This window comes from Nonomuraea typhae (assembly GCF_009760925.1).
Lineage (GTDB): Bacteria > Actinomycetota > Actinomycetes > Streptosporangiales > Streptosporangiaceae > Nonomuraea > Nonomuraea typhae.
This window is the reverse complement of record NZ_VRLV01000012.1, coordinates 96,682-118,808: the sequence shown is the minus strand read 5'-3', so window position 1 is coordinate 118,808 and position 22,127 is coordinate 96,682. Positions and strand designations below refer to the sequence as shown.

The window sequence follows — 22,127 nt, the reverse complement described above, 5'->3', positions numbered from 1 at the left end:
CGTACGGCGCCGAGTTCACTCACGGCGTGCCCCCGCACACCGTGGACAGGGAGTTCACGCCGCGCGTGCACATGGAGGGCGGTCCGTCCGGCCGGTGCGCTGGTCCGTGGCCTGTACAAGGACTAGGAATCTTTCCGCGTGTCAGGTGTTGCACCAGAGGTGACTCGTTACTCGATCCTCGACCGCTCGCTCGTCCGCGCCGGGCAGGATCCGGCGCGGGCGCTGCGCGAGACCGTGCGCTTCGCCCGGCAGGCGGAGCAGCTCGGGTATCACCGCTTCTGGGTCTCGGAGCATCACAGCGTGCCCGGGGTGGCCGGGTCGGCGCCGACCGTGCTGGCCGCCGCGGTGGCCGCGGCCACCTCGCGCATCCGGGTGGGCACCGGCGGCGTGATGCTGCCCAACCACCAGCCTGTGGTGGTGGCCGAGCAGTTCGGCGTCCTGGAGTCCTTGTATCCGGGGCGCATCGACATGGGCCTGGGCCGGTCCGTCGGGTTCACCGGCGGCATCCGCAAGGCGCTGGGGCACGGCCTGGCCGACGCCGACGACTTCGGCGACCGGCTCGAGGAACTGCTCGGCTACTTCACCGGGAAACAGCAGGTTCATCCGGGTGTGCACGCGCTGCCCGCCGAGGGGCTCCGGCCCGAGGTGTTCGTGCTGGCGATGGGCTCCGGCGCGGACCTCGCCGCCGAGCACGGGCTGCCCATGGTGATCGGCAACGGCCCGAGGATGCCGGAGGCGGTCGCCAGGTACCGGGCCGCGTTCCGGCCCTCGGAGTGGGCGGCGGCGCCGTACGTCATGGTGGCGGCGAACGTCGCGGTCGGCGAGAGCGCCGCGGCGGCTTCGTACCTGCAGGTGCCGGAGGCGTGGTCGACGGCGGTGTCCAGGACCCGCGGCGCGTTCCCGCCGCTGTCGCCCGCGGCGGAGATCCTCGCGATGGAGATGACCGAGCGCGAGCGGGACCTGCTGGCCGAGGCGCGGGCCGGGCAGATCCACGGCGCCGCCGGGGAGGTGGCGCTGGCGCTGGACGAGCTGGTCGAGCGATCGGGCGCGGAGGAGGTGCTGGTCACGATGAACACCTTCGATCTGGAGGAGCGGCTGGACTCCTATCGGCGCCTGGCCCGGCTCGCCAGGGGCTGAGTAGGGGGTACTCATGCCGGGGCCGCGCTCGTCGCCCACGCTGGGGGCAACCCAGAAAGGCGGAAGCGATGAGCGAGAGATACATGGTCCTGCGCGATCTGACCCGGACGGTCACCGCGGGTCCCATGGAGGCGCGGGCGGCGGCGCGGCAGGGTCCCGGCGAGCCGCACCTCGAGGTCGTCAACCTCACCAAGCGCGAGGCCCTCGAGCTGGCGGCCGAGCCGGACGTGGCGGCGCTGACCGAGCCGATGCCGATCAGCCTGCCGGTGGACGTGGACGACGACCAGACGGGCACGACGCCCGCGGCGTCCGGGAACACCACCTGGGGCGTGTCGGCGGTGGGCGCGGCCGCCTCCGGCCGGACGGGCGAGGGATCGCTGGTGGCGGTGCTCGACACCGGCATCGACCCCGGCCACCCGGCCTTCACCGGCGTGGAGCTGGTGCAGAAGGACTTCACCGGCGACGGCAACGGCGACAAACGCGGCCATGGCACCCACGTGGCCGGGACGGTGTTCGGCCAGAACGTCGACGGGATGCGGATCGGGGTGGCGCCCGGGTTGCGGAAGGCGCTCATCGGCAAGGTCCTCGGCGACGACGGCAGCGGCAGCTCGGACGGGCTGCTGCACGGGATCCTGTGGGCGCTCCAGGAGGGCGCGGACGTCATCACGATGTCGCTGGGGTTCGCGTTCACCGCGGCGGTCGAGCGCAACGTCGAGGAGGGCATGCCGATCTTCCTGGCCACCTCGCGGGCGCTGGAGGCATACCGGGGCAACCTGCGGCTGTTCGACGCGCTGATGCGCATGGTGGCGGCCCGCTCGTCCGTGGACAAGGGGACCATCGTCGTGGCCGCCTCGGGCAACTCCAGCAAGCGGGATCTGAACCCGAGGTTCGAGGTGGGCGCGGAGCTGCCGTCCGCCGCCGAGGGCGTCATCGCCGTGGGCGCGCTGCGGCTCAGGGACGGCCGGCTCGACGTCACCCGCTTCTCCAACACCTTCGCCGACATCAGCGCCCCGGGCATGGACGTGATCTCGGCGCGGCTTGGCGGCGGGCTGTCCGCCAAGAACGGCACCAGCATGGCGGCGCCGCACGTGGCGGGGGCCGCGGCGCTGTGGTGGCAGGAGGTGCGCGCGACGCTGCCGCCGGCCGCCGCGCGGGCCTCGGTGGTCACGAACAGGCTGCTCACCTCGGCCACCCGGCAGGGCTTCGCGGCCGACGCCGACTTCACCGACATCGGCGCGGGCTTGGTGATCTGCCCTCCGTGAGCGTGGATGTCAGTAGCTTGGGAGCATGAGCACCGACCAGCATGGACTCGCGATCACCGGCTCCGGCGAGGCCGTCCGGCACTACGACCGGGCCGTCGACGAGCTTCTCCACTTCCGCGTCGAGGTGGACGCCGAAGCCGCCGCCGCGCTCGCCGCGGAGCCGGGGTTCGCGATGGGCAACGTGCTCCAGGCATATCTGGGGCTGCTCACGACCGAGGTGAACGACGCGCGGGCGGCCCGTGAGCGCTTCGCCGCCTTTCGCGCCTCGGTACGGCCGGCCGCCCTGTCGCCCAGGGAACGGGCCCACATCGACGGCGTGCAGGCCCTGCTGGACGGTGACTTCCGCACCTGCGGCGCGCGGTTGCAGGAGATCACCGAGGAGTACCCACGGGACGCGCTGGCCCTGGCCGTGGGGCACCAGGTGGACTTCTTCACCGGCGACGCCCGCTCGCTGCGCGACCGGATCGGCGGGGCCCTGACCGCGTGGTCGGAGAACGACCGGCATTTCGGGCACGTGCTGGGCATGTACGCCTTCGGCCTGGAGGAGGCCGGGCACTACGACCGCGCCGAGGAGGTCGCGCTGAAGGCGGTCGAGCTCAACGCCCGCGACGTGTGGGGCATCCACGCGGTCGTGCACACCTACGAGATGCAGGGCCGCTTCGGCGCGGGCATCCGCTACCTCGACGCCCGCCTGGACGACTGGTCCACCGGGACGTTCTTCAACGTGCACAACTGGTGGCACTACGCCCTCTACGCGCTGGAGTCCGGGGACATCGGGCGGGCGCTCGGCGTCTACGACGCCGTGCTGGCCGGTGGGGAGGGCGCCATGGAGCTGCTGGACGCGGCGGCGCTGCTGTGGCGGCTCCGCCTGGAGGGCCACGACGGGGACGGCCGCTGGGAGGCGCTGGCCGACGCGTGGGAGCCCAAGATGGGCGAGGCGTTCTACGCCTTCAACGACATGCACGCGGTCATGTCCTACGTCGGCGCCGGGCGGATCGCGCAGGCCGACCGGCTCATCGCCGGCCGGGAACGCTACCTCGCCGAGGCCCGTCCCGGCGTGACCAACCGGGACATGACCGCCCGGGTGGGCCTGCCGGTCTGCCGCGCGCTCGTGGCCTACGGCCGCGGGGCGTTCGACGAGGTGGTGGACCTGCTGTATCCGATCCGGCACCGGGTCAACGAGTTCGGCGGCAGCCACGCGCAGCGCGACGCCGTCCAGAAGACGCTGCTGGAGGCGGCCCTGCGCGGCGGGCGGCGGGACGTGGCCCGGGTGCTGCTGAGCGAGCGCATCGGGGTACGGCCGTGCAGCCCGTTCAACTGGCTCAAGCAGGGCGCCCTGGCCGAGCAGCTCGGTGAGCGCGGCGCCGCTGCGGCCGCCCGTCTCCGCGCCGAGGACCTGGTACGGCGGGCCTAGCCGCCTTCAGCCTCAGCACGGAGCCTACGGTCAGGACGGCACCTACAGGGTCGGGACGGTGCCTGCATGGTCAGAATGGCGCCTTCAGGGTCAGGACCGCTGCGGGGAGCCCGCGGAGCGCCTCCGGGATGGCGACATTTCCGGATTCATCCACCCGGGCCGGCTCCGCACCCCAGGACGCCGTGCCCCGGGCCGCCTCCACGAGATCCCCGGCCAGCCGGAACGCCCCCGTCTCCGGCCGCAGCACGATGACGTTGAGCCGGCCGTCCGGGCCGAGGGTGTACCGCACCGCCTCCCCGGCCGGCTCCGCATGCCGTACCCAGGGACGGGTCCCGAAGATCGCCCCGCCGTGCGCCCGCAGCCACTCCCCCAGGAAGCGCAGGCGCGAGACCTGATCCTCGGGCAGCGCCCCGTCGGCCCTCGGCCCGATGTTGAGGAGCAGGTTGCCGTTCTTGGCCACGGTGTCGGCCAGCAGGTGCACCAGCTCGGTCCGCCCGAGCAGGTGCCGCTCGTCCTCGGCCCGGTTGTAGCCGAACGACTGGCCGAGGCCGCGCGTGGCCTCCCAGACCCAGGGCGCGGCCTGCGCCTCCGACTGGTACTCCCGGGTGCGGTAGCCCAGGTGCGCCACCCCCCACCGGTCGTTGACCACGCCCTCGGGCACCCGCTCGTAGAAGCGCGCGAACAACTCGCTCAGGCTGTACGGCCCGGCCGCCTTGGCCGCGTCGGGCCAGTCGATGTCGTTCCACAGCAGGTCGGGGGCGTGCCGGTCGATCAGCTCGGCCACCTGCTCGAAGGAGTGCCTGGCGAAGGCGGCGTCGTTGCGGCGCAGGGTGAACAGGTCCGTCAGCGACTGGATGGGCGGGAAGCAGGAGACGTGCCAGTCCAGGGCGCCGGAGTAGTAGAACCCCAGCCGGAGCCCCTCCTGGCGGACCGCGGCGGCCAGGTCGGCCATGAGGTCGCGGCGCGGGCCGCGGCGGACGCTGTTGAAGGGCGTGGTGGCGGTCCCCCACAGGCAGAAGCCGTCGTGGTGCTTGGCCGTGGGCACCACGTAGCGGGCGCCGCACTCGGCGAACAGGCGGGCCCATCCCGGCGGGTCGAACTCCGGCGTCTCCCAGATGTCGGCCAGGTCCTCGTAGGAGCGGCCGACGCCGTACCGCTGCTCGTGGAAGGCGTGGGTGGGCGAGCCGGGGATGCGGACGGTGTTGGCGTACCACTCGGCGTACTGGTGGTGGCTGTACTCGAGCTCCACGGGCACGGTCTCCCCCGGCAGCCGGGGGGTGGCCCAGCCGGACACCGAGTACAGGCCCCAGTGGACGAACACTCCGAACTTGGCGTCCCTGAACCACGCGGGCGTCTCCCGCGACGGGTAGGTGACGCCCAGGTCGGGCCCGACACGCCGGTCGAACTGCAGCAACGACGATCCTTTCAGCGGCCGGCCAGGCCGGCGGTGGCGATGCCCTTGACCAGGTGCTTCTGCAGGGCGATGAGGAGCAGCAGGGTCGGCAGGACGGACACGATGGAGGCGGCCATGACCAGGTGCCACTGGTTGCTGTTCTGGCCGAAGAACAGCTGCAGGCCGAGGGGAACGGTGCCCCGGGCGCTCACGTCGTTGATCATGATGAGCGGCCACAGGAAGCTGTTCCAGTAGTTGATGAAGGTGAAGACGGCCAGCACGCCGAGCGCGGGGCGGGCCATCGGCAGCATGATCTGGGCGAAGATGCGCAGTTCCCCGGCGCTGTCGATGCGGGCGGCCTCCTGCATCTCGCGCGGCACCGAGCGGAAGAACTGACGCAGCAGGAAGGTGCCGAACGCGGTGAAGGCCCACGGGAAGATCAGCGCCTGGTAGGTGTCCACCCAGCCGAGCGACTGCATGAGGATGAACATGGGCACGACCAGGACTTCCTGCGGCACCATCAGCGTGGCCAGGAAGATCAGGAAGACGCCGTCGCGGCCGCGCCAGCGCAGCGAGGCGAAGGCGTAGGCCGACAGCGCCGAGGCGGCCAGCACCACCAGCGTGCCGACGCCGGCGACCAGCACGCCGTTGAGGATGTAGCGCTGGAAGGGCACGTAGGTGAAGACGTCGGCGAAGTTCTGCCAGCGGATCGAGGAGCCGACGAGCGCGCCCGGATCGGCGAACGTCTCGCCGGCGGGCTTGAGCGCGGTGGCGACCGCGAAGATCAGCGGGTAGAGGAAGGCGAGGGCGACCGCGGCCAGCAGGGCGTGCGAGACGACGCTCTTGACGCGGAGGCTCTTAGCTTTCATAGTGCACCCACCGCTTCTGGCCGAGGAACTGCACGAACGTGACGGCCAGGATGATCGCGAACAGCACCCACGCCGCCGCGGCGGCCAGGCCCAGGTCCCGTGACTGGAATCCGGCCTGGTAGACGTTCATGACCAGGGTCTCGGTGGCGTTGCCCGGGCCGCCCGCCGTGAGGATGAACGGCTGCGTGAACACCTGCAGCGCGCTGATCACCGTCATCGTGGTGGCGAAGAACAGCGCGGGCGAGATCAGCGGCAGCTGCACGCTGACCAGGCGGCGCAGGCCGGTGGCGCCGTCCAGCGCCGCCGCCTCCAGGACCGGTCTCGGCATCTCGTTGATCGCCGCCGAGAACACGATCATGTTGTAGCCGAAACCCTGCCACACGCTCATCGCCACCACCGACAGCAGCGCGGTGCGGCCGTCGGCCAGCATGTTCGGCTCGGTGCCGACGAGCTGGAAGATCAGCTTCCAGATGACCGCGTTGGCCACCATCGGGGTGATCGCCGGGATGAAGAACAACACCCGCCACAGGTTCTGCCAGCGTGAGTTGTTGATCCAGAACGCCAGGCCGAGCGCCACCAGGATGTTCAGCGGCACGTACAGGCCGGTGAAGACGAACGTGTTGCGCAGCGCCACCAGGAAGTCGGGGTCCTCGCCGAACAGGTAGCGGAAGTTCTCCAGCCCGATGAACTCGCTCTCGCCCAGCATCGGCCAGTCGAAGAAGCTCATGACCACGGCCATGCCGACGGGGAACAGCGTGAACAACCCGAGGCCGAGCACGCTCGGGGTGGCGAACCCGAGCGCGCTCCAGGTCTCCCGAGTCCTCACTGGCCGCGGGCTCCCTGCTGCTGGATGGTGGCCAGGGCCTCCTTGGGCGGCTGCGCCCCGGTGTAGACCTGCAGGAAGTACTGGGCCATGAGCTTGTTGACGTCGTCCCAGTTCTTGGTGGTGAACAGCGGGACGCCGCCGGCCAGGCCCTCCTTGACCGCGGCCATCGCGGCCTTGACGTCGGCCTCCTTGCCCGCGTTCTGCTTGACCAGGAACTCCTCGTACCCGGCCTGCTGCTCGGTGCGCGAGGGGAAGCCGCGGCCGACGCCCGCGAGGTACGCCTGGGCGTCCTTGCCGGTGAGCGTCTCGACGACCTTCTTCGCCTCTTCCTTGTAGGCGCAGCTCTTGGACACGCCGAAGCCGGAGCCGGCGATGTAGGTCTTCGAGCCGGCCGTGCCCGCGGGCAGCGGGGCCAGGCCGACGTCGAACTTGGCGTCCTTGATGTGGGAGCCGAGGTTCCAGGACCCGTCCACGGCCATCATGGCGTTGCCGTTGACGAACTGGGTCTCGCCCCAGCCGCCCTCGGCCGAGGAGGCGGGCACGCTGCCCGACTTGTTCTTGCCCAGTCCGGCGTACCAGGTGAGCGCGTCGACCATGGGCTGACTGTCCAGCTGGAGCTTGACGTCGGCGGTGACCGGGGCGGCGCCGTTGTAGGACAGCAGCATCGAGAGCGTGTGCAGGTCGGAGAAGGACATGCCGAAGCCGCTCTTGCCTCCGGCCGAGAGGGTTTTGGCCGCCTTCTCGAAGTCGGCGACCGTCCAGCCCGCCTTCGGCTCGGGCAGCCCGGCCTTCGCGAAGGCGTCCTTGTTGTAGTAGACGAGCATCGAGGCCAGGTCGTACGGCAGGGCGAGCTGCTTGCCGTCCATCTTGAGCGCGTCCAGGGAGGCGGGGGCGAAGCCCTCGGGGGCGGTCAGCGGTTCGAGCAGGTCGGCGTAGGCGCCGAGGCGCAGGCTCTGCATGGAGACGATGCATGCCTGCTTGCCGGCGGCGAACTCGGTCTGCAGCTTGGTGAAGTAGTTGTTGAACGGCGCCGTGCGCAGCGCGATCTTGACCTTGGGGTTCTGCTGGGTGACGAGCTGGGCGAGGTGGTCGAGCTGGGCTTTCTCGTCCTCGCTCCCGGCCCACATTTCCCAGTCGAGGGTGATCGTGCCGTCGTCCTGCTTGGCGCCGCCCGCCGTACCGGATGCTCCGCCGCCGCCACAGGCGGTGGCTCCGATGACGAGCGCGAGCCCCGCTGCCAGAAAGCCCTTCATGCGCGATTTCCTTAATTTCGGTGACGAAATTATTATGGTCCGGGACCCTAGGCTTGGTCAGCCGAGGACGTCAAGGGGCAGGAGGAACATTGCGTGAGGATCTGGTCAGGGCGGAGATCCTGGCCATGCTCGGGCGAGAACCGCTCAATCGCTCACAGATCGCCGCCAGGCTGGGACTCGGCGCGGCGACCGTCACCGAACACACCCGCCGCCTGATCGACCTAGGCTACCTGCGCGAACTCGCGCCGCAGGTCAGCGGCCGCGGGCGGCCCAGGGTGCCGCTGGAGGTGCTGCCCGACGCCGCCTACACACTCGGCCTGCGCGTCCACCACACGCACGTGGTCGGGGTGCTCATGCGGCTCAACGGCAGCGAGGTGCGCCGCTTCACCCTCCCCTTCGACCCCCATCACGAGCCGGTCGAGCAACTCGCCAAAGCCTGCCTCGAAGTGCTCGGCGAGCCCGGCACCGGCGAGCGGGTGCGCGGCGTCGGGCTCGCCGTGCCGGGCGTGATCGACCCCGCCAGGGGAGTGGTACGGCTCTCGCCCCACCTCGGCTGGTCGGACCTGGACCTGCGGCCCCGCCTGGCCGAGCTGCTGCCGGTGCCGGTGCTCATCGACAACGACACGCGGGCCAGCACCACCGCCGAGCTGCTGTTCGGCACCGGGCGCGACCACGACGACTTCCTCGTGCTGGCGGTCGGCGGCGGCGTCGGCATGGGCATCGTGCTCGGCCGGCGCGTGCACCGCGGGCCCGACGGCGTGGCCGGGGAGTTCGGGCACGTGCCCGTGGACCCGGGCGGGCCGCTGTGCGTGTGCGGGCGGCGGGGCTGCGTGGAGACGTACGCCGCCGATTACTCGCTGGCCGCGCGGGCGCACGAGCGCGGGCTCGTGCCCCGGCCGGTGCCGGTCGAGGACCTGCACGACCTGGCCGTCCGCGACGTGCCCGGCATCCGCGCGCTCATGGCCGAGGCCGGGGCCACGCTCGGGCGGGCGGCGGCCGGGATCGTGAACGTGCTGGCCGTACGGGCGCTGACGGTGATCGGCGAGAGCCATGTGCTCTGGCCCTTTCTGGAGCCGGGATTCCGCCCCGCGGTGGAGGGCGGAGTCCTGTCGGGACTGGAGATCTCCGTGCGCCCGTGGGACGACAGCGCGCACGCGCGGGGCGCCGCGAGCCTCGTCCTGGCCGCGACCGTGGCCGCCCGCTGACGCCGGATTTGTCACCGGCGCCGAGTAGGCTCCAGCACCATGGACCAATTGACGCTGATGGCCGTGCACGCCCACCCCGACGACGAGGTCATGAGCACCGGCGGCATCTTCGCCCGCTATGCGGACGAAGGCATTCGCACGGTCCTCGTGACCTGCACCAACGGCGAGCAGGGCGACGGCGCGGGCGGCGCCAAGCCGGGTGAGGACGGCCACGACGCCGCCGACGTGGCCCGCCAGCGGCTGTCCGAGCTGCGCGAGTCCGCCGGGCACCTCGGCATCACCCACGTCGAGCTGCTCGGCTACCAGGACTCCGGCATGGACGGCTGGGACGCCAACCACGACGCCGCCTCCTTCGCCAACGTCCCCCTCGAGGAGTCGTCCGCCAAGCTCGCCGCCCTCATCGAGCGGTACCGCCCGCAGGTGATCGTCACCTACGACGAGAACGGCGGCTACGGCCACCCCGACCACATCCAGGCCCACCGCATCACCGTCGCGGCCACCGAGTCCACCGGCATCCCCGCCAAGCTCTACTACACCGCCATCCCCCGGCAGCGCATGAAGGAGATGTTCGAGGCGCTGAAGGCGGCCGGGATGGAGTTCGACGACTTCGAGCCCGACGCCGACTTCGGCACCCCCGACGAGCTCATCACCTCCGTCGTCGACGTCTCCGGCACGGTCGAGCGCAAGGTCAAGGCGCTGCGCGCGCACGCCAGCCAGGGTGACAGCGCCTTCCTGCTGAAGATGCCGGAGGAGGCGCAGCAGATGGTCTTCTCCCACGAGGCGTTCGTCCGCGTCTCCTCCGCGGTCGAGGCCCCCGGCCACGAGGACGACCTCTTCGCGGGACTGCGCCGGCCGTACTGACCATGGACGTCGGCCCCATGACCACGCAGGACGGGCTCACCGTCGGCCAGGCGGCCGCGCTCGTCGGGATCAGCGTCCGCACGCTGCACCACTGGGACGCCATCGGCCTGGTGCGGCCGGGCGGGCGCACCTGGGGCGGGCACCGGATGTACGCGGGCGAGGACGTCGCCAGGATCCACCGCGTGCTCGTCTACCGCGAGCTCGGCCTCCCGCTGGCCGAGATCGGCCGCATGCTCGACGACCCCGCCGCCGACCCCCGCGCGCACCTGCGCCGCCAGCGCTCCCTGCTCACCGAGCGCATCGCCCGCCTCCAGGACATGGTCGGCGCGGTCGACCGGATGCTGGGGGCCGCCGAGTCGGGCATCCGGCTGACCCCCGAGGAGCAGGCCGAGATCTTCGGCAGCCAGTGGCAGCCCTCCTGGCCCGGGGAGGCGCGGGAGCGCTGGGGCGAGAACGCGCAGTGGCAGCAGTACGCCGAGCGGGCCGCGGCCAGGTCCCGGGCGGACTGGGAGGAGGTCGCGGCCGAGGCGCACACCCTGCTCGCCGACCTGGCCGCGGCGAAGCGCCGGGGCGTCGAGCCCGGCTCGGACGAGGCCGCCGAACTGGCCGAGCGGCACCGGGCGTCGATCTCCCGGCACTTCGACTGCACCCACGCGATGCACGCCTGCCTCGGGCGCGGCTTCATGGCCGACCCGGGCGTCGCCGAGTTCTACGACGGCGCCGAACCGGGACTGGCCGCGTGGCTGCGTGCGGCGATCTTCGCCAACGCCCGGGCCCACGGCGTGGACCCGGACACCGCCACCTGGGAATGACCATCCGGCAATCCCGCCAATCCCCGGAATTCCCCCGCCTGGGGCCCCTATCGTTCGTATCACTGTGGAGTCATCTCACCACAGAATGTCACAACTAGGTAGGAGCAATGGTGGGGGAGGCGCGGCATCGCAGCACCGGTGCGCCGCAGGGAGGGTACGCGGGCCTGGCACACGACCGGCGGTTCCGGTTACTACGGACGAGGTTCTACCGGCTGGCCGCCGGGATCGTCGCCTCGTTCCTCGGGTGGTATTTCCTCTACATCTGGCTGTCGGCCTTCGCCCGCGCGTTCATGGCCCAGCCGGTGATCGGGAACATCAACATGGCGCTCCTGCTGGGAGTGCTGCAGTTCGTCTCGACGTTCGCCCTGGCCTGGCGCTATTCGCGCTACGCGCGCAGGATGCTCGACCCGCTGTCGGAGCAGCTGCGCGAGGAGGCGGCGGCGATGGACGCCGAGCGCGAGCACTCCGAGCGGCTCCTGGCCGAGCGCAGGCGGATCGAGAACTGGGCCCCGCCCCGCCGCGCGGCCCACCGTCGCACCGGGGGAGGCGCGCGATGATGGGCCCGTCGCTGACGTTCACGCTGTTCATCCTGTTCATCGCCATCACCCTGATCATCACCTTCTGGGCGCGGGCCAACACCCGCGGCGCCGACGACTACTACGCCGGCGGCCGCGCCTTCTCCGGCGTGCAGAACGGGCTGGCGCTGGCCGGTGACTACATGTCGGCCGCCTCCTTCCTCGGCATCGCCGGGATCATCGCGCTGTCCGGCTACGACGGGTTCCTGTACTCGATCGGCTTCCTGGTCGCCTGGCTGCTGACGCTGCTGCTGGTCGAGCTCATGCGCAACGCGGGCCGCTTCACCATGGCCGACGTGCTGTCCTACCGGGTACGGCGGCAGCCGCGCGTGCGGACGGCGGCCGTGGCCTCCACCGTCACCGTCTCGGTCTTCTACCTGCTGGCCCAGATGGTCGGCGCGGGCGCGCTGGTCTCCCTGCTGCTCGGCCTCTCCACCGACACCGCGAAGATCGTCACCATCGTGGCCGTCGGCGCCATGATGATCGTCTACGTCATGTTCGGCGGTATGAAGGGCACCACCTGGGTCCAGATCATCAAGGCCGTGCTGCTGATGGGCGGCACGACCGTGCTGACGGTCCTGGTGCTGGCCCGGTTCGGCTTCAACCTCAGCGACATGCTCGGCGCCGCCGCCCGCAACAGCGGCCACGCCGGCTACCTGCAGCCCGGCGGGCGATTCGGCAAGGAGATCGCGGGCGACCCCCTGCGCACCCTGTTCAACAAACTCGACTTCATCAGCCTCGCGCTCGCCCTCGTCCTCGGCACCGCCGGACTCCCCCACATCGTCAGCCGGTTCTTCACCGTCCCGGACGCGCGGGCCGCGCGGACCTCGGTCAACTGGGCGATCGGCCTGGTCGGCGTCTTCTACCTGATGACCCTGGCCCTGGGCTTCGGCGCCACGGCGCTGGTCGGGCAGAAGGCCATCGCCGCCCAGGACCCGGCGGGCAACACCGCCGCCCTCCAGCTCGCCCGCGCCCTCGGCGGCGACGTGCTGCTGGCGTTCACCGGCGCCGTCGCCTTCGCCACCATCCTCGCGGTCGTCTCCGGCCTGGTGCTGGCCTCCTCGACCTCCCTGGCCCACGACTACTTCGGCCACGTGCTGATGTTCGGCCGGCCCAGGGAGTCGCAGGAGGTGGCGGTGGCCCGCTTCTCCTCCTGCGTCATCGGGCTGCTGGCGATCGGGCTGGCGGTGATCGCCCGCCACCAGAACGTCGCGTTCCTGGTCGCGCTGGCCTTCGCCATGGCCGCCTCGGCGAACCTGCCCGCGATCGTCTTGTCGCTGTTCTGGCGCCGGTTCAACTCCGCCGGCGTCGTGGCCGGGATCTACGGCGGCCTCGGGGCGTCGGTGGTGCTGGTGCTGTTCTCGCCGGTGGTCTCCGGCAAGGTCGATCCGGTGACCGGGCAGTCGCTGTCGCTGCTGCCCGCCGGGGTGGACTTCCACGTGTTCCCGCTGGAGAACCCGGGACTGGTCTCGATCCCGTTCGGCTTCCTGTGCGCGGTGCTCGGGGCGTTGCTCAGTGACGAGAAGGTGGATCCCGAGCGTTACCAGGAGTTGTCGGTACGCTCCCTGACCGGCACCGGCTCACATCGGGCGAGCGTGCGGCGCCGCCGTACCACCTGATCCGATCTTCCGCTGGCTGGAAGGGGGCGCGTGCCTTGGCCGATGCGCGTATCTAGCCTCGACGCTGGAGCAGGCGACGCGTGAGGACGGCCATGACCACACAGGACGAGATCTCGGCGGAGATCGCCGAACGGCACAAAGCCTACGTCGCGGACGGCGTCGAGCACGACCACGCCGCCCGCGACTTCGCCCCCTACCGCAGCAGCGTGCTCCGCCACCCCCATCAGCCGCCGATCCTCGTGGACGACCCCGACGCCGCCGAGTTGCACGGCCCGGTCTTCGGCGTGACCGACGTCCACCCCCGGGACGCCGACCTGACCCGCCGGCACGCCGGCCAGCCGCTCGGCGAGCGCATCACGGTGACGGGCCGGATCCTGGACCGGTACGGCCGGCCCGTCCGCGGCCAGCTCGTGGAGATCTGGCAGGCCAACGCCGCAGGCCGCTACGCCCACCCCGGCGACGACCACCCCGCGCCCCTGGACCCGAACTTCACCGGCGTCGGCCGCTGCCTCACCGACGCCGACGGCGTGTACCGCTTCACCACGATCCGGCCCGGCGCCTACCCGTGGCGCAACCACGACAACGCCTGGCGGCCGGCGCACATCCACTTCTCGCTGTTCGGGACGGCGTTCACGCAGCGGCTGGTCAGCCAGATGTACTTCCCCGGGGATCCGCTCCTGCCCTACGACCCGGTCTTCAACGCCGTGCTCGACGAGCGGGCCCGCGCCCGGCTGATCGCCGCCTACGACCACGGGCTGTCGGCGCCGGAGTGGTCGCTCGGCTACCGCTGGGACATCGTCCTCGACGGGCCCGCCGCGACCTGGGCGGAGACGCGATGAGGCCCACGCCATCGCAGACGGTCGGTCCCTTCTACGGCTACGCGCTGCCGTTCCCGGGGGGCGGGGAGCTCGCGGAGGGCGGCCTGGTCGTGCACGGGCAGGTGTGGGACGGCGCCGGGCAGCCGGTGCCGGACGCGCTGCTGGAGGTCTGGCAGGCCGGCCCGGACGGCGGCCTGAGCGGCGCGCCCGGCTCGCTGCGCCACGACACGGGCACCGGTCAGATCGCGGGCCGGCACGGTCTCGTGTTCACCGGGTTCGGCCGGGTGAGCACCGACGCCGATGGGCACTGGATGATCCGCACGGTCATGCCCGGCTCGCGGGCCTACCTGTCGGTGTGCGTGTTCGCCCGGGGGCTGGGGCATCATCTGTTCACCCGCATCTATCTGCGGGACGATCCGGGCGACCCGCTCCTGGGGCGGCTTCCGCCGGCGCGGCGCTCGACCCTGCTGGCCGCGGGCGAAAGCGTGGGCGTGTACCGGTTCGACGTACGGTTGCAAGGTGAAGGGGAGACGGTCTTCCTTGACTTCGGATGACCCGCGGACCTCGAACGACCCGCGGACACCGGGCGGGCCGGGGACGCCGGATGGCCCGCGGACACCCGACGGGCCGCGGACCCCGGATGGCCCGCGGACACCCGACGAGCCGCGGACGCCGGATGGCCGGCGGGCTCCGGAGCGCCCGCCGGCCCTGGACGACACGCTGCTGTCGCTGGGCCGTACCGGATCCGCGGTGGAGGCGGCGACCGGTGACCGGGCGCTGGTGGCGGCCATGCTGGCGGCGGAGCTGGCGCTGACCCGCGCGTGGGCCGCGCTGGGGCTCGCGCCCGCAGGCGCGGTGGCGGCGGTCGAGGCCGCGGCCTCCGGCTACGACGCCGGCGACCTGGCCGGCCGTGCCCGCGCGGCGGGCAACCCGGTGATCCCGCTGGCCGCGGACCTGCGGGCGGCGGCCGGTGAATGGGCGCACCGCGGCGCGACCAGCCAGGACATCCTGGACACCGCGCTGATGCTGACGTCCTCGCGGGCGCTGGGCCTGATGCTGGCCGACCTGGATCGCGCCGCCGCTTCCCTGGCCGGGCTCGCGGCCGGGCACCGGGACACCCCCATGGCCGCCCGCACCCTCACCCAGCACGCCGTCCCGACCACGTTCGGGCTGAAGGCCGCCGGGTGGCGGGCCCTGGTCCTGGACGCCCGCGACCGGCTCCACGCGGTACGGCAGGCGCTGCCCGCCCAGCTCGGCGGCGCGGCGGGCACCCTGGCCGCCTTCCACGCCTTCGCCACCCGGCCGGAAGACGTGCGCACGCCCCACCCCTCCGCCACCCCGCCGGAAAACGTGCGCGCGCCCCGCCCCTCCGCCACCCCGCCCGAAGACCTGGGCCTGCCCCACGCCCTCCCCACCCCTCCCGAGGACGTGGGAGTGCGGATGGCGGAGGTGTTCGCGGCCGAGGTGGGGCTGGCCGTGCCGGAGTTGCCCTGGCATGTGCTGCGCACCCCGATCGGGGACCTGGCCGGCGCGCTGGCGTTCACGGCGGGGGCGCTGGGGAAGGTGGCGGCGGACGTGCTGGTGCTGTCCAGGACGGAGATCGGCGAGGTGGGCGAGGGCGCGGCCGGTGGTTCGTCGGCGATGCCGCACAAGGCGAACCCGGTGCGTGCCGTCTGGATCGCGGCCGCCGCCCGGCAGGTGCCCGCGCTGGCCGCGGTGCTGTACGGGGCGATGGCGGCCGAGGACGAACGGCCCGCGGGCGCCTGGCACGCGGAATGGCAGACCCTCCGGGACGCGCTCCGGCTGACCGGCGGCGCCACCCGGGACGCCGCCGAGCTGGCCGCGGGGCTGCGCGTGCATCCGGACCGGATGCACGCCAACCTGGCGCTGACCGGCGGGATGGTGGTGTCGGAAAGGCTCGCCGCCGAGCTGGGGCACGACCTGGCGCGCTCGGTCGCCGCCGATCCCGAGGCGCTGGCCGCCCTTCTGGCCGGACGCCCCGAGCTGAAGGACCTCCTGGACCCGGCGGGTTACCTGGGTTCCGCCGGAACCCTGGTGGACCGCGCCCTCCGCCGTACTCCCCCCGAGGAGGGGCCGTGACCCTGCACTTCCGGCTGGACGGCCCCGCGCACGGCGTCCCGCTCATCCTCGGCCCGTCCTTGGGCACGTCGGCACGGGTGTGGGAGCCACAGCTGCCCGCGCTGACCCGCACCCACCGGGTGCTCCGCTACGACCTGCCGGGACACGGTGAGTCGCCGAACGTGGTGGTCGGCACGGTCGGGGACCTGGCCGAGATGGTGCTGGAGCTGGCCGACGCGCAGGGGTGGGCGGACTTCCACTACGCGGGCATCTCGCTCGGCGGCGCCGTCGGCCTGACGCTGGCGCTCGAGCGGCCGGATCGGTTGCGGTCGCTGGCGCTGATCTGCTCGTCGGCGCGGTTCGGCACGCCGGAGACCTGGCGGGAGCGGGCCGCCCTGGTCCGCGAGCACGGCACGACGGCGCTGCTCGAGGCCGCGCCGGGCCGCTGGTTCGCCACCACGCCCGCCGGCGACGACCTCCGTTCGGCCACCGGCGACGAACTCCGTCACGCCCTGCTGGGCGACCTGGCCGCCACCGACCGGGACGCGTACGCGGGCTGCTGCGACGCCCTGGCGGAGTTCGACGCGCGGGCCGATCTGGACAAGGTCGCGGTGCCGGTCCTGGTGGTGGCCGGCAGGCAGGACCCCGCCACTCCCCCGGCGGACGCGCGGGAGCTGGCCGACGGGATCGAGCCGGCCACGCTCGTGGAGATCCCGGCCGCGGCCCACCTGGCGGGCATCGACGCCCCGGCCCGGGTCAACGCCGCGCTGGACGCCCATCTGGATCACTCCATGGGCATGGCGGTACGGCGGGCGGTCCTGGGCGACGCGCACGTGGACCGCGCCATCGCCAGCACCACCACTTTTACCGCGACATTTCAGGACTTCATCACCCGGTACGCCTGGGGCGAGATCTGGACCCGCCCCGGCCTGGACCGGCGCACCCGCAGCTGCATCACCCTGACTGTCCTGGTGGCCAGAGGCAACCTGGACGAACTGGCCATGCACGTCAGAGCGGCCCTGATCAACGGCCTGACCCCGGACGAGATCGGCGAGATCCTGCTGCAGTGCGCCGTCTACTGCGGTGTCCCGGCGGCCAACGCCGCGTTCGCCGTGGCCCAGCGGGTGCTCACCGAGGACGGCGTGATCACCGCTTGACCGCCCGCAGCACCACGAACTTGGGATCGGCGGCCGCCACCTCGCAGTTGCCGAAGACGCGCCGCAGCTTGACGTGGTACCCGAGATGGCGGTTGCCGATCACCCACAGCTCTCCCCCGGCCCGCAGCGCCCGCCGGGCGCCGGTGAACATGCGCCACGCCGTACGGTCGGTCGTGGCCTGGTGGGAGTGGAACGGCGGGTTGTTGAGCACGAGGTCGAGCGAGCCCGGCGCGATCTCGCTCAGCCCGTCGCCGAGCACGAACCGGCCGGAGCCGCCCGCGTTGGCCCGCGCGGAGGCGACGGCCTGGTGGGACTCGTCGAGGTAGAGCACGTCGGCGGCGGGATTGGCCAGCGCGGCCGACAGGCCGACGACGCCGTTGCCGCAGCCCAGGTCGGCGATCGTCACGGGCCCCGACGTGGCGGGCAGGTGCCGGAGGAAGAAGCGGGTGCCGATGTCGAGCCGGTCGGCGCAGAAGACGCCGGCGTGGTTGAGCACCCGCCGCCCGGAGACGGGCCCGATGCCCTCGGGCAGGTCGTAGGAGAGCGGCCACGGGTTGGGCGGCCGCACCAGCCCGGGATCGACCTGGGTGAGGATCAGCCGGGCCTTCTTCTCGGCCAGGGTGGTCCGGGTGGGCCCGATGACCGTCTCGAACAGGCGCAGCGTCGAGGTGTGGATCTCCTTCACCATCCCGGCGCCCACGACCACGCTCTCGGGGTGCAGGGACGGGGCCAGCCGGTGCAGCTGGTCCTCCAGCAGCGCCAGGCTCTTCGGCACCCGGATCAGCAGCGTGTCGACCCGCGCGGGCGGCGGGTCCTGGGTGGACAGCAGCCGGATCGGCGCGGCGCCGTTGCGCTTCAGGTTGGCCCGCGTGGCCTCCTGGGCGAGATGCGAGTCGGAGATCTGCGCCGGGTCGCGGGCGGCCAGCGCGGTGGTCAGCGCGCCCCACCGGTCGCCGACGATCACCACCGAGCCCGGCGGCGTGCCGAGGTGGCGCAGGAGATACTCGTCGGCGGCGTCCCACGCGCGCAGCGGGTCGCGCGGGTCCTCCGGGAAGCGGGTGAGCTCCAGCTCGCCCCATGACGTGGTCAAACGGTTCATCGTGCGATTCAGGCTAGCGTGGGTAGCCGACAAGATGGGAGGCACGCGTGGACGTGGACGTGGTGGTCATCGGGGCCGGGCCGGCCGGGGAGAACGTAGCCGGGAGGGCGGTGCGCGGCGGGCTGAGCGCGGCCGTGGTGGAGGAGCACCTGGCCGGGGGCGAGTGCTCCTACTACGCCTGCATCCCGAGCAAGGCGCTGCTGCGGCCGATGGAGCTGCGCGCGGAGGTCTCCCGGGTGCCGGGGCTGAGCGCCGGCCCGATCGACGTGGAGAAGGTGCTGGCCAGGCGGGACGAGGCGATCTCCGGCCTGGACGACAGCGGCCAGGTGGAGTGGGTGGAGAAGCTGCCCGCGGCGCTGCTGCGCGGGCGCGGGCGGCTGACGGGTCCGCGCGAGGTCGAGGTCCGCGCCGCGGACGGCACGGTCACCCGCCTGCGGGCCCGGCACGCGGTGGTGCTGGCGACCGGGAGCGTCCCGATCGTGCCGGACATCCCGGGGCTGGCCGAGGCGCGGCCCTGGTTCAGCCGGGACGCCACCACGGTCAAGGAGGTGCCGCGGCGGCTGGCCGTCCTCGGTGGCGGGGTGGTGGCCTGTGAGATGGCGCAGGCGCTGCACGCGCTCGGGGCGCAGGAGACGACGCTGCTGGTGCGCGGCGGGCTGCTGGGCAAGATGGAGCCGTTCGCCGGGGAGCTGCTGGCCGCGTCGATGCGGGAGTCGGGCATCGACGTGCGCACGGGCGCCTCGGTGGTCCGGGTGGAGCGGGCGGCGGCCGACGGGCCGGTGACCGTGCACCTGGGCGACGGGTCGGCGCTCGAGGCGGACGAGCTGCTGGTGGCGACCGGGCGGCGGGCGGCGGTGCGCGACCTCGGGCTGGAGAGCGCCGGGCTGACGGCCGAAGGCCCGGTCGAGGTGGACGACAGCATGCGGGTGCCCGGCACCGACTGGCTGTATGCGGTCGGCGACGTCAACGGGCGCAACCTGCTCACCCACATGGGCAAGTACCAGGCGCGGGTGTGCGGGGACGTGATCGCGGCACGGGCGGCGGGCCGGCCGGACGGCGGGCCGTCGCTGCGCGACAGCGCGGACGGGCGCGGCGCCCCGCAGGTGGTGTTCACCGATCCGCAGGTCGCGGCCGTGGGGCTGACCGCGGAGCAGGCCAGGAGGAAGGGCCTGGACGTGCGGGTGGTCGACTACGACCTGGGCGCGGTGTCCGGGGCGTACCTGCTCGGCGACGGCTACACCGGCCAGGCCAGGGCGGTCGTCGACGAGGCGCGCAAGGTGCTGGTGGGCGTGACGTTCGCCGGGCCCGCCGTGGCCGAGCTGCTGCACGCGGCGACGATCGCGGTGACGGCGGAGGTCCCGCTGGACACGCTCTGGCACGCGGTCCCGGCCTTCCCGACGGTCAGCGAGGTGTGGCTGCGCCTGCTGGAGGAGTACGGCCTCTGACATCCGGCGCCGCCCGTCCTAGGATCATGGTGTGAAGGACACCGGTTCCGAGCTGATCCACCAGGCGGGCGGCGTCGAGATCCTCCGCTACGTCTACCGTCCCGAGATGCCCGTCCGGGAATCCCCCAAGCCGTACTTCCATCCGCTGCGCACCCTGGCCGGAGACGTCGTCACCGGATACCGCCCGCACGACCACCGCTGGCACAAGGGCCTGCAGATGACCGCCTCCCACCTGTCCGGCCAGAACTTCTGGGGCGGCGGCAGCTACGACCGCGAGCAGGCCCGCTACGTGCAGCGGGCCAACAACGGCAGCATGCGCCACGAGGAGTGGCTCGCCCCCGGCGAGGAGCGCCTGACCTGGCAGACGCAGGCGGGCGAGCCCTGGGTGGAGGAGATCCGCCGCTTCCGCGTCACCGTCGAGGGGACCTGGTGGCGTCTGGACTTCGCCACCTCCCTGCGCAACATCCGGGGCGAGGACCTGGTGTTCGGCAGCCCCGCCACGCACGGCCGTCCGCTGGCGGGCTACACGGGCCTGTTCTGGCGCGGCCCGCGCGACTTCACCGGCGGCGCGATCGTCTCCTCCGGCGGGCGCGGCGGGGAGGAGATGATGGGCCAGGAGGCGCCGTGGCTGGCCTACACCGGCAAGCACGACGAGGTGGACCGGGCCTCCACCCTGATCTTCCTCGGCGCGCCCGGCCAGCGGTGGTTCTGCAGGAACGCGTGGTTCGCCGCGGTCAACCCGTCCTTCGCCTTCGACGAGGAGGTACGGCTGCCGCCCGGCGCCACTCTCGGCCTCGCGTATGCCCTGGTCGTCGCGGACGGCGCCTGGGATCGGGAGCGGATCGAAGAACACGTGAGCCGTGCGGCGCCCCCGGACGTCTAAGGAGTATGAAGATGTGGCGCGTCATCGTGATGCCCGTGCTGCTGCTCGGCCTGACCGCCGGGCTCGGCACGCCCGTCCAGGCGGAAGCCGTACAGCACAAGAAGAAGCTGCTGGTGGAGCTGCGGCGGGAGGGCGGTTTCGCGGGGTTCGACGACCGGGTGCGGGTCTACACCAACGCCTGCGTACGGCTCAGCCGCCGCACCGGCCCGACCGTGGACAAGTGCCTGACCAGGGCCGAGTGGCGCACGCTGAAGTACCACCTGAAGCGGCTGAAGCTCGGCAGGTCGCAAGCCCGCCCGCAGGGGGCGGACTTCCTGAAGTACACGCTCACCTACCGTAAGCACCGGGTCAGCAAGTATCACCTGACCAAGACGTGGGCGCCGGTGGTGTCGGACCTGGAGAGGTTCCTGACCAAGTACTGGGCGCCGGACTAGATCGTCTGCCGGTGCGCGCGGTCCGGGTCGACCCTGGACAGGATCATCTCCCTCCTGAGGTTGACCCGGAACTCCTGCTCGGTGGCACGGGGATTGCGCATCAGGGCCCGGGCGACGACCTTCATGCGCGATTCGCTGAAGCTCGGGTCGCCCCGCTCGTTCGTGTAGTACTTGGGCTCGTGCGACCAGGCGATGCCGGGGTGGAGGCGCTCGTAGAAGGGGGCGAACCTCTCGTCCGCGTCGCCGGGCCGCAGCGCGCTCCTGATGGCGGTGACGATGCTGTTGCCCACCTCGTCGCCGGCCACGCCGTCCTTCCTGGCGTAGTAGGCGACGATCTTGTCGAACTTCATGAGCGCGTTGTTCTCCGCCTGCCCGGAGAAGTACGTCTTGAAGGTGCGGAAGTACGCGGAGACGTTGTTGTCCTGGAAGAGGGCGGCCAGCCTCTCGCTGACGCGCAGGGCGGCGGCCTGGCTCTTGACGTTGACGACCACGCGCCTGGCCTTCCCCTTCAGGGTCGCGTCGTCCCTGTTCGCCCGGCGGTTGGAGACGTAGAAGTAGTCGCCCTTTCTGAGCCCTTCGTCGATGGTGCCGGCGTTCTGCGCCTCGACCGTGTAGGTGCCGCCCGCGTTGTCCCTGAAGCGGCGGAAGGCGTCCGCGTCCACGGTCGTGTCCCGGTAGGTGCTCCGCCCTTCGGCGGCGAAGTCGTAGACGGCGTCGGCGAGTTTCGTCGAGCTGGCGTATCGATCGGCCTGCCAGCCGAAGGCGTCGTAGATCCTCCTGATGGCGTCGCTGTTGGTGCCCGTGCCGGAGTCCCTGGTCGGATACTGGCGGACGGGCGTCCGCCGGACCGGGCTTCTCCTGGTCTTGCGGATGCCCCCTTGCGTCTGGCGGGCGTTGTTCGCGCGCCAGTTGGCGGGGGTGGTCCCGCGGCGCCTGCGGTTGGTCTGCGTGGTCCTGCGGCGGTTATGGGGAGTCATCGATCCGCT

General features: G+C 72.3%; 21 protein-coding genes. 15 read left to right on the top strand and 6 right to left on the bottom strand.

Annotation, left to right across the window (positions count from 1 at the left end):
* The first annotated feature begins 159 nt into the window (after positions 1-159).
* From FVE25_RS36960 to FVE25_RS36950, 3 genes are all read left to right on the top strand, one after another.
* Positions 160-1,137 carry an LLM class flavin-dependent oxidoreductase gene (locus tag FVE25_RS36960; protein WP_157252125.1) on the top strand — a complete coding sequence of 326 codons (978 nt, stop codon included), beginning with the start codon at positions 160-162 and terminating at the stop codon, positions 1,135-1,137.
* A gap of 68 nt (positions 1,138-1,205) precedes the next feature.
* The gene (locus FVE25_RS36955) at positions 1,206-2,399 is read left to right on the top strand and encodes a S8 family serine peptidase (RefSeq protein WP_157252124.1); all 1,194 of its coding nucleotides are present in this window, start codon (positions 1,206-1,208) and stop codon (positions 2,397-2,399) included.
* A gap of 25 nt (positions 2,400-2,424) precedes the next feature.
* Positions 2,425-3,813 (top strand): tetratricopeptide repeat protein, encoded by a 1,389-nt coding sequence (locus tag FVE25_RS36950; RefSeq protein WP_157252123.1) that lies wholly within the window; start codon positions 2,425-2,427, stop codon positions 3,811-3,813.
* A gap of 70 nt (positions 3,814-3,883) precedes the next feature.
* On the opposite strand, the gene FVE25_RS36945 is transcribed toward FVE25_RS36950, so the two are convergent.
* The 4 genes from FVE25_RS36945 to FVE25_RS36930 are packed head-to-tail and all read right to left on the bottom strand — an operon-like array spanning position 3,884 to position 8,154.
* Positions 3,884-5,227: an alpha-L-fucosidase gene (locus tag FVE25_RS36945; RefSeq protein WP_157252122.1), complete on the bottom strand. Its 1,344-nt coding sequence runs from the start codon at positions 5,225-5,227 to the stop codon at positions 3,884-3,886.
* Between the two features lie 11 nt (positions 5,228-5,238).
* The gene (locus tag FVE25_RS36940; protein WP_157252121.1) at positions 5,239-6,075 is read right to left on the bottom strand and encodes a carbohydrate ABC transporter permease; all 837 of its coding nucleotides are present in this window, start codon (positions 6,073-6,075) and stop codon (positions 5,239-5,241) included.
* Positions 6,065-6,901, bottom strand: coding sequence for a carbohydrate ABC transporter permease (locus FVE25_RS36935; RefSeq protein ID WP_219825801.1), 837 nt, complete (start codon positions 6,899-6,901; stop codon positions 6,065-6,067). The genes FVE25_RS36940 and FVE25_RS36935 overlap by 11 nt, the downstream gene beginning before the upstream one ends.
* Positions 6,898-8,154 (bottom strand): ABC transporter substrate-binding protein, encoded by a 1,257-nt coding sequence (locus FVE25_RS36930; RefSeq protein ID WP_157252120.1) that lies wholly within the window; start codon positions 8,152-8,154, stop codon positions 6,898-6,900. The genes FVE25_RS36935 and FVE25_RS36930 overlap by 4 nt, the downstream gene beginning before the upstream one ends.
* Before the next feature lie 89 nt (positions 8,155-8,243).
* On the opposite strand from FVE25_RS36930, the gene FVE25_RS36925 reads away from it, so the two are divergent.
* The 9 genes from FVE25_RS36925 (at position 8,244) to pcaDC (ending at position 17,280) form a co-directional block, all read left to right on the top strand.
* Entirely contained in the window at positions 8,244-9,359 is a 1,116-nt protein-coding gene (locus FVE25_RS36925; protein WP_157252119.1) for an ROK family transcriptional regulator, read from the top strand.
* Positions 9,360-9,398: 39 nt separating this feature from the next.
* Complete coding sequence (locus tag FVE25_RS36920; RefSeq protein WP_157252118.1) at positions 9,399-10,220, top strand: PIG-L family deacetylase; 822 nt, start codon at positions 9,399-9,401, stop codon at positions 10,218-10,220.
* Between the two features lie 17 nt (positions 10,221-10,237).
* Positions 10,238-11,032: a MerR family transcriptional regulator gene (locus FVE25_RS36915; RefSeq protein ID WP_157252117.1), complete on the top strand. Its 795-nt coding sequence runs from the start codon at positions 10,238-10,240 to the stop codon at positions 11,030-11,032.
* Positions 11,033-11,139: 107 nt separating this feature from the next.
* Complete coding sequence (locus tag FVE25_RS36910) at positions 11,140-11,589, top strand: DUF485 domain-containing protein (protein WP_157252116.1); 450 nt, start codon at positions 11,140-11,142, stop codon at positions 11,587-11,589.
* The gene (locus FVE25_RS36905) at positions 11,586-13,226 is read left to right on the top strand and encodes a solute symporter family protein (protein ID WP_157252115.1); all 1,641 of its coding nucleotides are present in this window, start codon (positions 11,586-11,588) and stop codon (positions 13,224-13,226) included. Before FVE25_RS36910 ends, FVE25_RS36905 begins: the two co-directional genes overlap by 4 nt.
* A 92-nt stretch (positions 13,227-13,318) precedes the next feature.
* Positions 13,319-14,065, top strand: coding sequence for a protocatechuate 3,4-dioxygenase subunit beta (gene pcaH, locus FVE25_RS36900; RefSeq protein WP_157252114.1), 747 nt, complete (start codon positions 13,319-13,321; stop codon positions 14,063-14,065).
* Positions 14,062-14,598, top strand: a complete 537-nt coding sequence (gene pcaG / locus FVE25_RS36895) for a protocatechuate 3,4-dioxygenase subunit alpha (protein WP_157252113.1) — start codon at positions 14,062-14,064, stop codon at positions 14,596-14,598. Before pcaH ends, pcaG begins: the two co-directional genes overlap by 4 nt.
* On the top strand, positions 14,585-16,144 hold the full coding sequence (locus tag FVE25_RS36890; protein ID WP_343046176.1) for a lyase family protein: 1,560 nt from the start codon (positions 14,585-14,587) through the stop codon (positions 16,142-16,144). The genes pcaG and FVE25_RS36890 overlap by 14 nt, the downstream gene beginning before the upstream one ends.
* Positions 16,141-17,280, top strand: a complete 1,140-nt coding sequence (pcaDC, locus tag FVE25_RS36885) for a bifunctional 3-oxoadipate enol-lactonase/4-carboxymuconolactone decarboxylase PcaDC (RefSeq protein WP_157252112.1) — start codon at positions 16,141-16,143, stop codon at positions 17,278-17,280. Before FVE25_RS36890 ends, pcaDC begins: the two co-directional genes overlap by 4 nt.
* Here the strand turns inward: pcaDC and FVE25_RS36880 are convergent.
* Positions 17,270-18,379: a methyltransferase gene (locus FVE25_RS36880; RefSeq protein ID WP_181019839.1), complete on the bottom strand. Its 1,110-nt coding sequence runs from the start codon at positions 18,377-18,379 to the stop codon at positions 17,270-17,272. The genes pcaDC and FVE25_RS36880 overlap by 11 nt on opposite strands.
* Before the next feature lie 47 nt (positions 18,380-18,426).
* On the opposite strand from FVE25_RS36880, the gene FVE25_RS36875 reads away from it, so the two are divergent.
* The 3 genes from FVE25_RS36875 to FVE25_RS36865 are packed head-to-tail and all read left to right on the top strand — an operon-like array spanning position 18,427 to position 21,141.
* The gene (locus FVE25_RS36875) at positions 18,427-19,824 is read left to right on the top strand and encodes a dihydrolipoyl dehydrogenase family protein (protein WP_219825800.1); all 1,398 of its coding nucleotides are present in this window, start codon (positions 18,427-18,429) and stop codon (positions 19,822-19,824) included.
* Positions 19,825-19,855: 31 nt separating this feature from the next.
* Positions 19,856-20,707 (top strand): DUF6807 domain-containing protein, encoded by an 852-nt coding sequence (locus FVE25_RS36870; RefSeq protein ID WP_246268017.1) that lies wholly within the window; start codon positions 19,856-19,858, stop codon positions 20,705-20,707.
* A gap of 11 nt (positions 20,708-20,718) precedes the next feature.
* Positions 20,719-21,141: a hypothetical protein gene (locus FVE25_RS36865; protein ID WP_157252111.1), complete on the top strand. Its 423-nt coding sequence runs from the start codon at positions 20,719-20,721 to the stop codon at positions 21,139-21,141.
* Here FVE25_RS36865 and FVE25_RS36860 read toward each other — a convergent pair.
* Positions 21,138-22,118: a T3SS effector HopA1 family protein gene (locus FVE25_RS36860; RefSeq protein WP_157252110.1), complete on the bottom strand. Its 981-nt coding sequence runs from the start codon at positions 22,116-22,118 to the stop codon at positions 21,138-21,140. The two genes, FVE25_RS36865 and FVE25_RS36860, sit on opposite strands and share 4 nt — an antisense overlap.
* Positions 22,119-22,127 lie beyond the last annotated feature (9 nt).

What these genes read in the sequence shown, in the direction of transcription:
- FVE25_RS36955 (WP_157252124.1), top strand. Translation starts at nt 1,206, where the DNA reads ATGAGCGAGAGATACATGGTCCTGCGCGATCTGACCCGGACGGTCACC.
- FVE25_RS36950 (WP_157252123.1), top strand. Translation starts at nt 2,425, where the DNA reads ATGAGCACCGACCAGCATGGACTCGCGATCACCGGCTCCGGCGAGGCC.
- FVE25_RS36940 (WP_157252121.1), bottom strand. Translation starts at nt 6,075, where the DNA reads ATGAAAGCTAAGAGCCTCCGCGTCAAGAGCGTCGTCTCGCACGCCCTG.
- FVE25_RS36930 (WP_157252120.1), bottom strand. Translation starts at nt 8,154, where the DNA reads ATGAAGGGCTTTCTGGCAGCGGGGCTCGCGCTCGTCATCGGAGCCACC.
- FVE25_RS36920 (WP_157252118.1), top strand. Translation starts at nt 9,399, where the DNA reads ATGGACCAATTGACGCTGATGGCCGTGCACGCCCACCCCGACGACGAG.
- FVE25_RS36915 (WP_157252117.1), top strand. Translation starts at nt 10,238, where the DNA reads ATGACCACGCAGGACGGGCTCACCGTCGGCCAGGCGGCCGCGCTCGTC.
- FVE25_RS36910 (WP_157252116.1), top strand. Translation starts at nt 11,140, where the DNA reads ATGGTGGGGGAGGCGCGGCATCGCAGCACCGGTGCGCCGCAGGGAGGG.
- FVE25_RS36905 (WP_157252115.1), top strand. Translation starts at nt 11,586, where the DNA reads ATGATGGGCCCGTCGCTGACGTTCACGCTGTTCATCCTGTTCATCGCC.
- pcaH (WP_157252114.1), top strand. Translation starts at nt 13,319, where the DNA reads ATGACCACACAGGACGAGATCTCGGCGGAGATCGCCGAACGGCACAAA.
- pcaG (WP_157252113.1), top strand. Translation starts at nt 14,062, where the DNA reads ATGAGGCCCACGCCATCGCAGACGGTCGGTCCCTTCTACGGCTACGCG.
- FVE25_RS36880 (WP_181019839.1), bottom strand. Translation starts at nt 18,379, where the DNA reads ATGAACCGTTTGACCACGTCATGGGGCGAGCTGGAGCTCACCCGCTTC.
- FVE25_RS36865 (WP_157252111.1), top strand. Translation starts at nt 20,719, where the DNA reads ATGTGGCGCGTCATCGTGATGCCCGTGCTGCTGCTCGGCCTGACCGCC.
- FVE25_RS36860 (WP_157252110.1), bottom strand. Translation starts at nt 22,118, where the DNA reads ATGACTCCCCATAACCGCCGCAGGACCACGCAGACCAACCGCAGGCGC.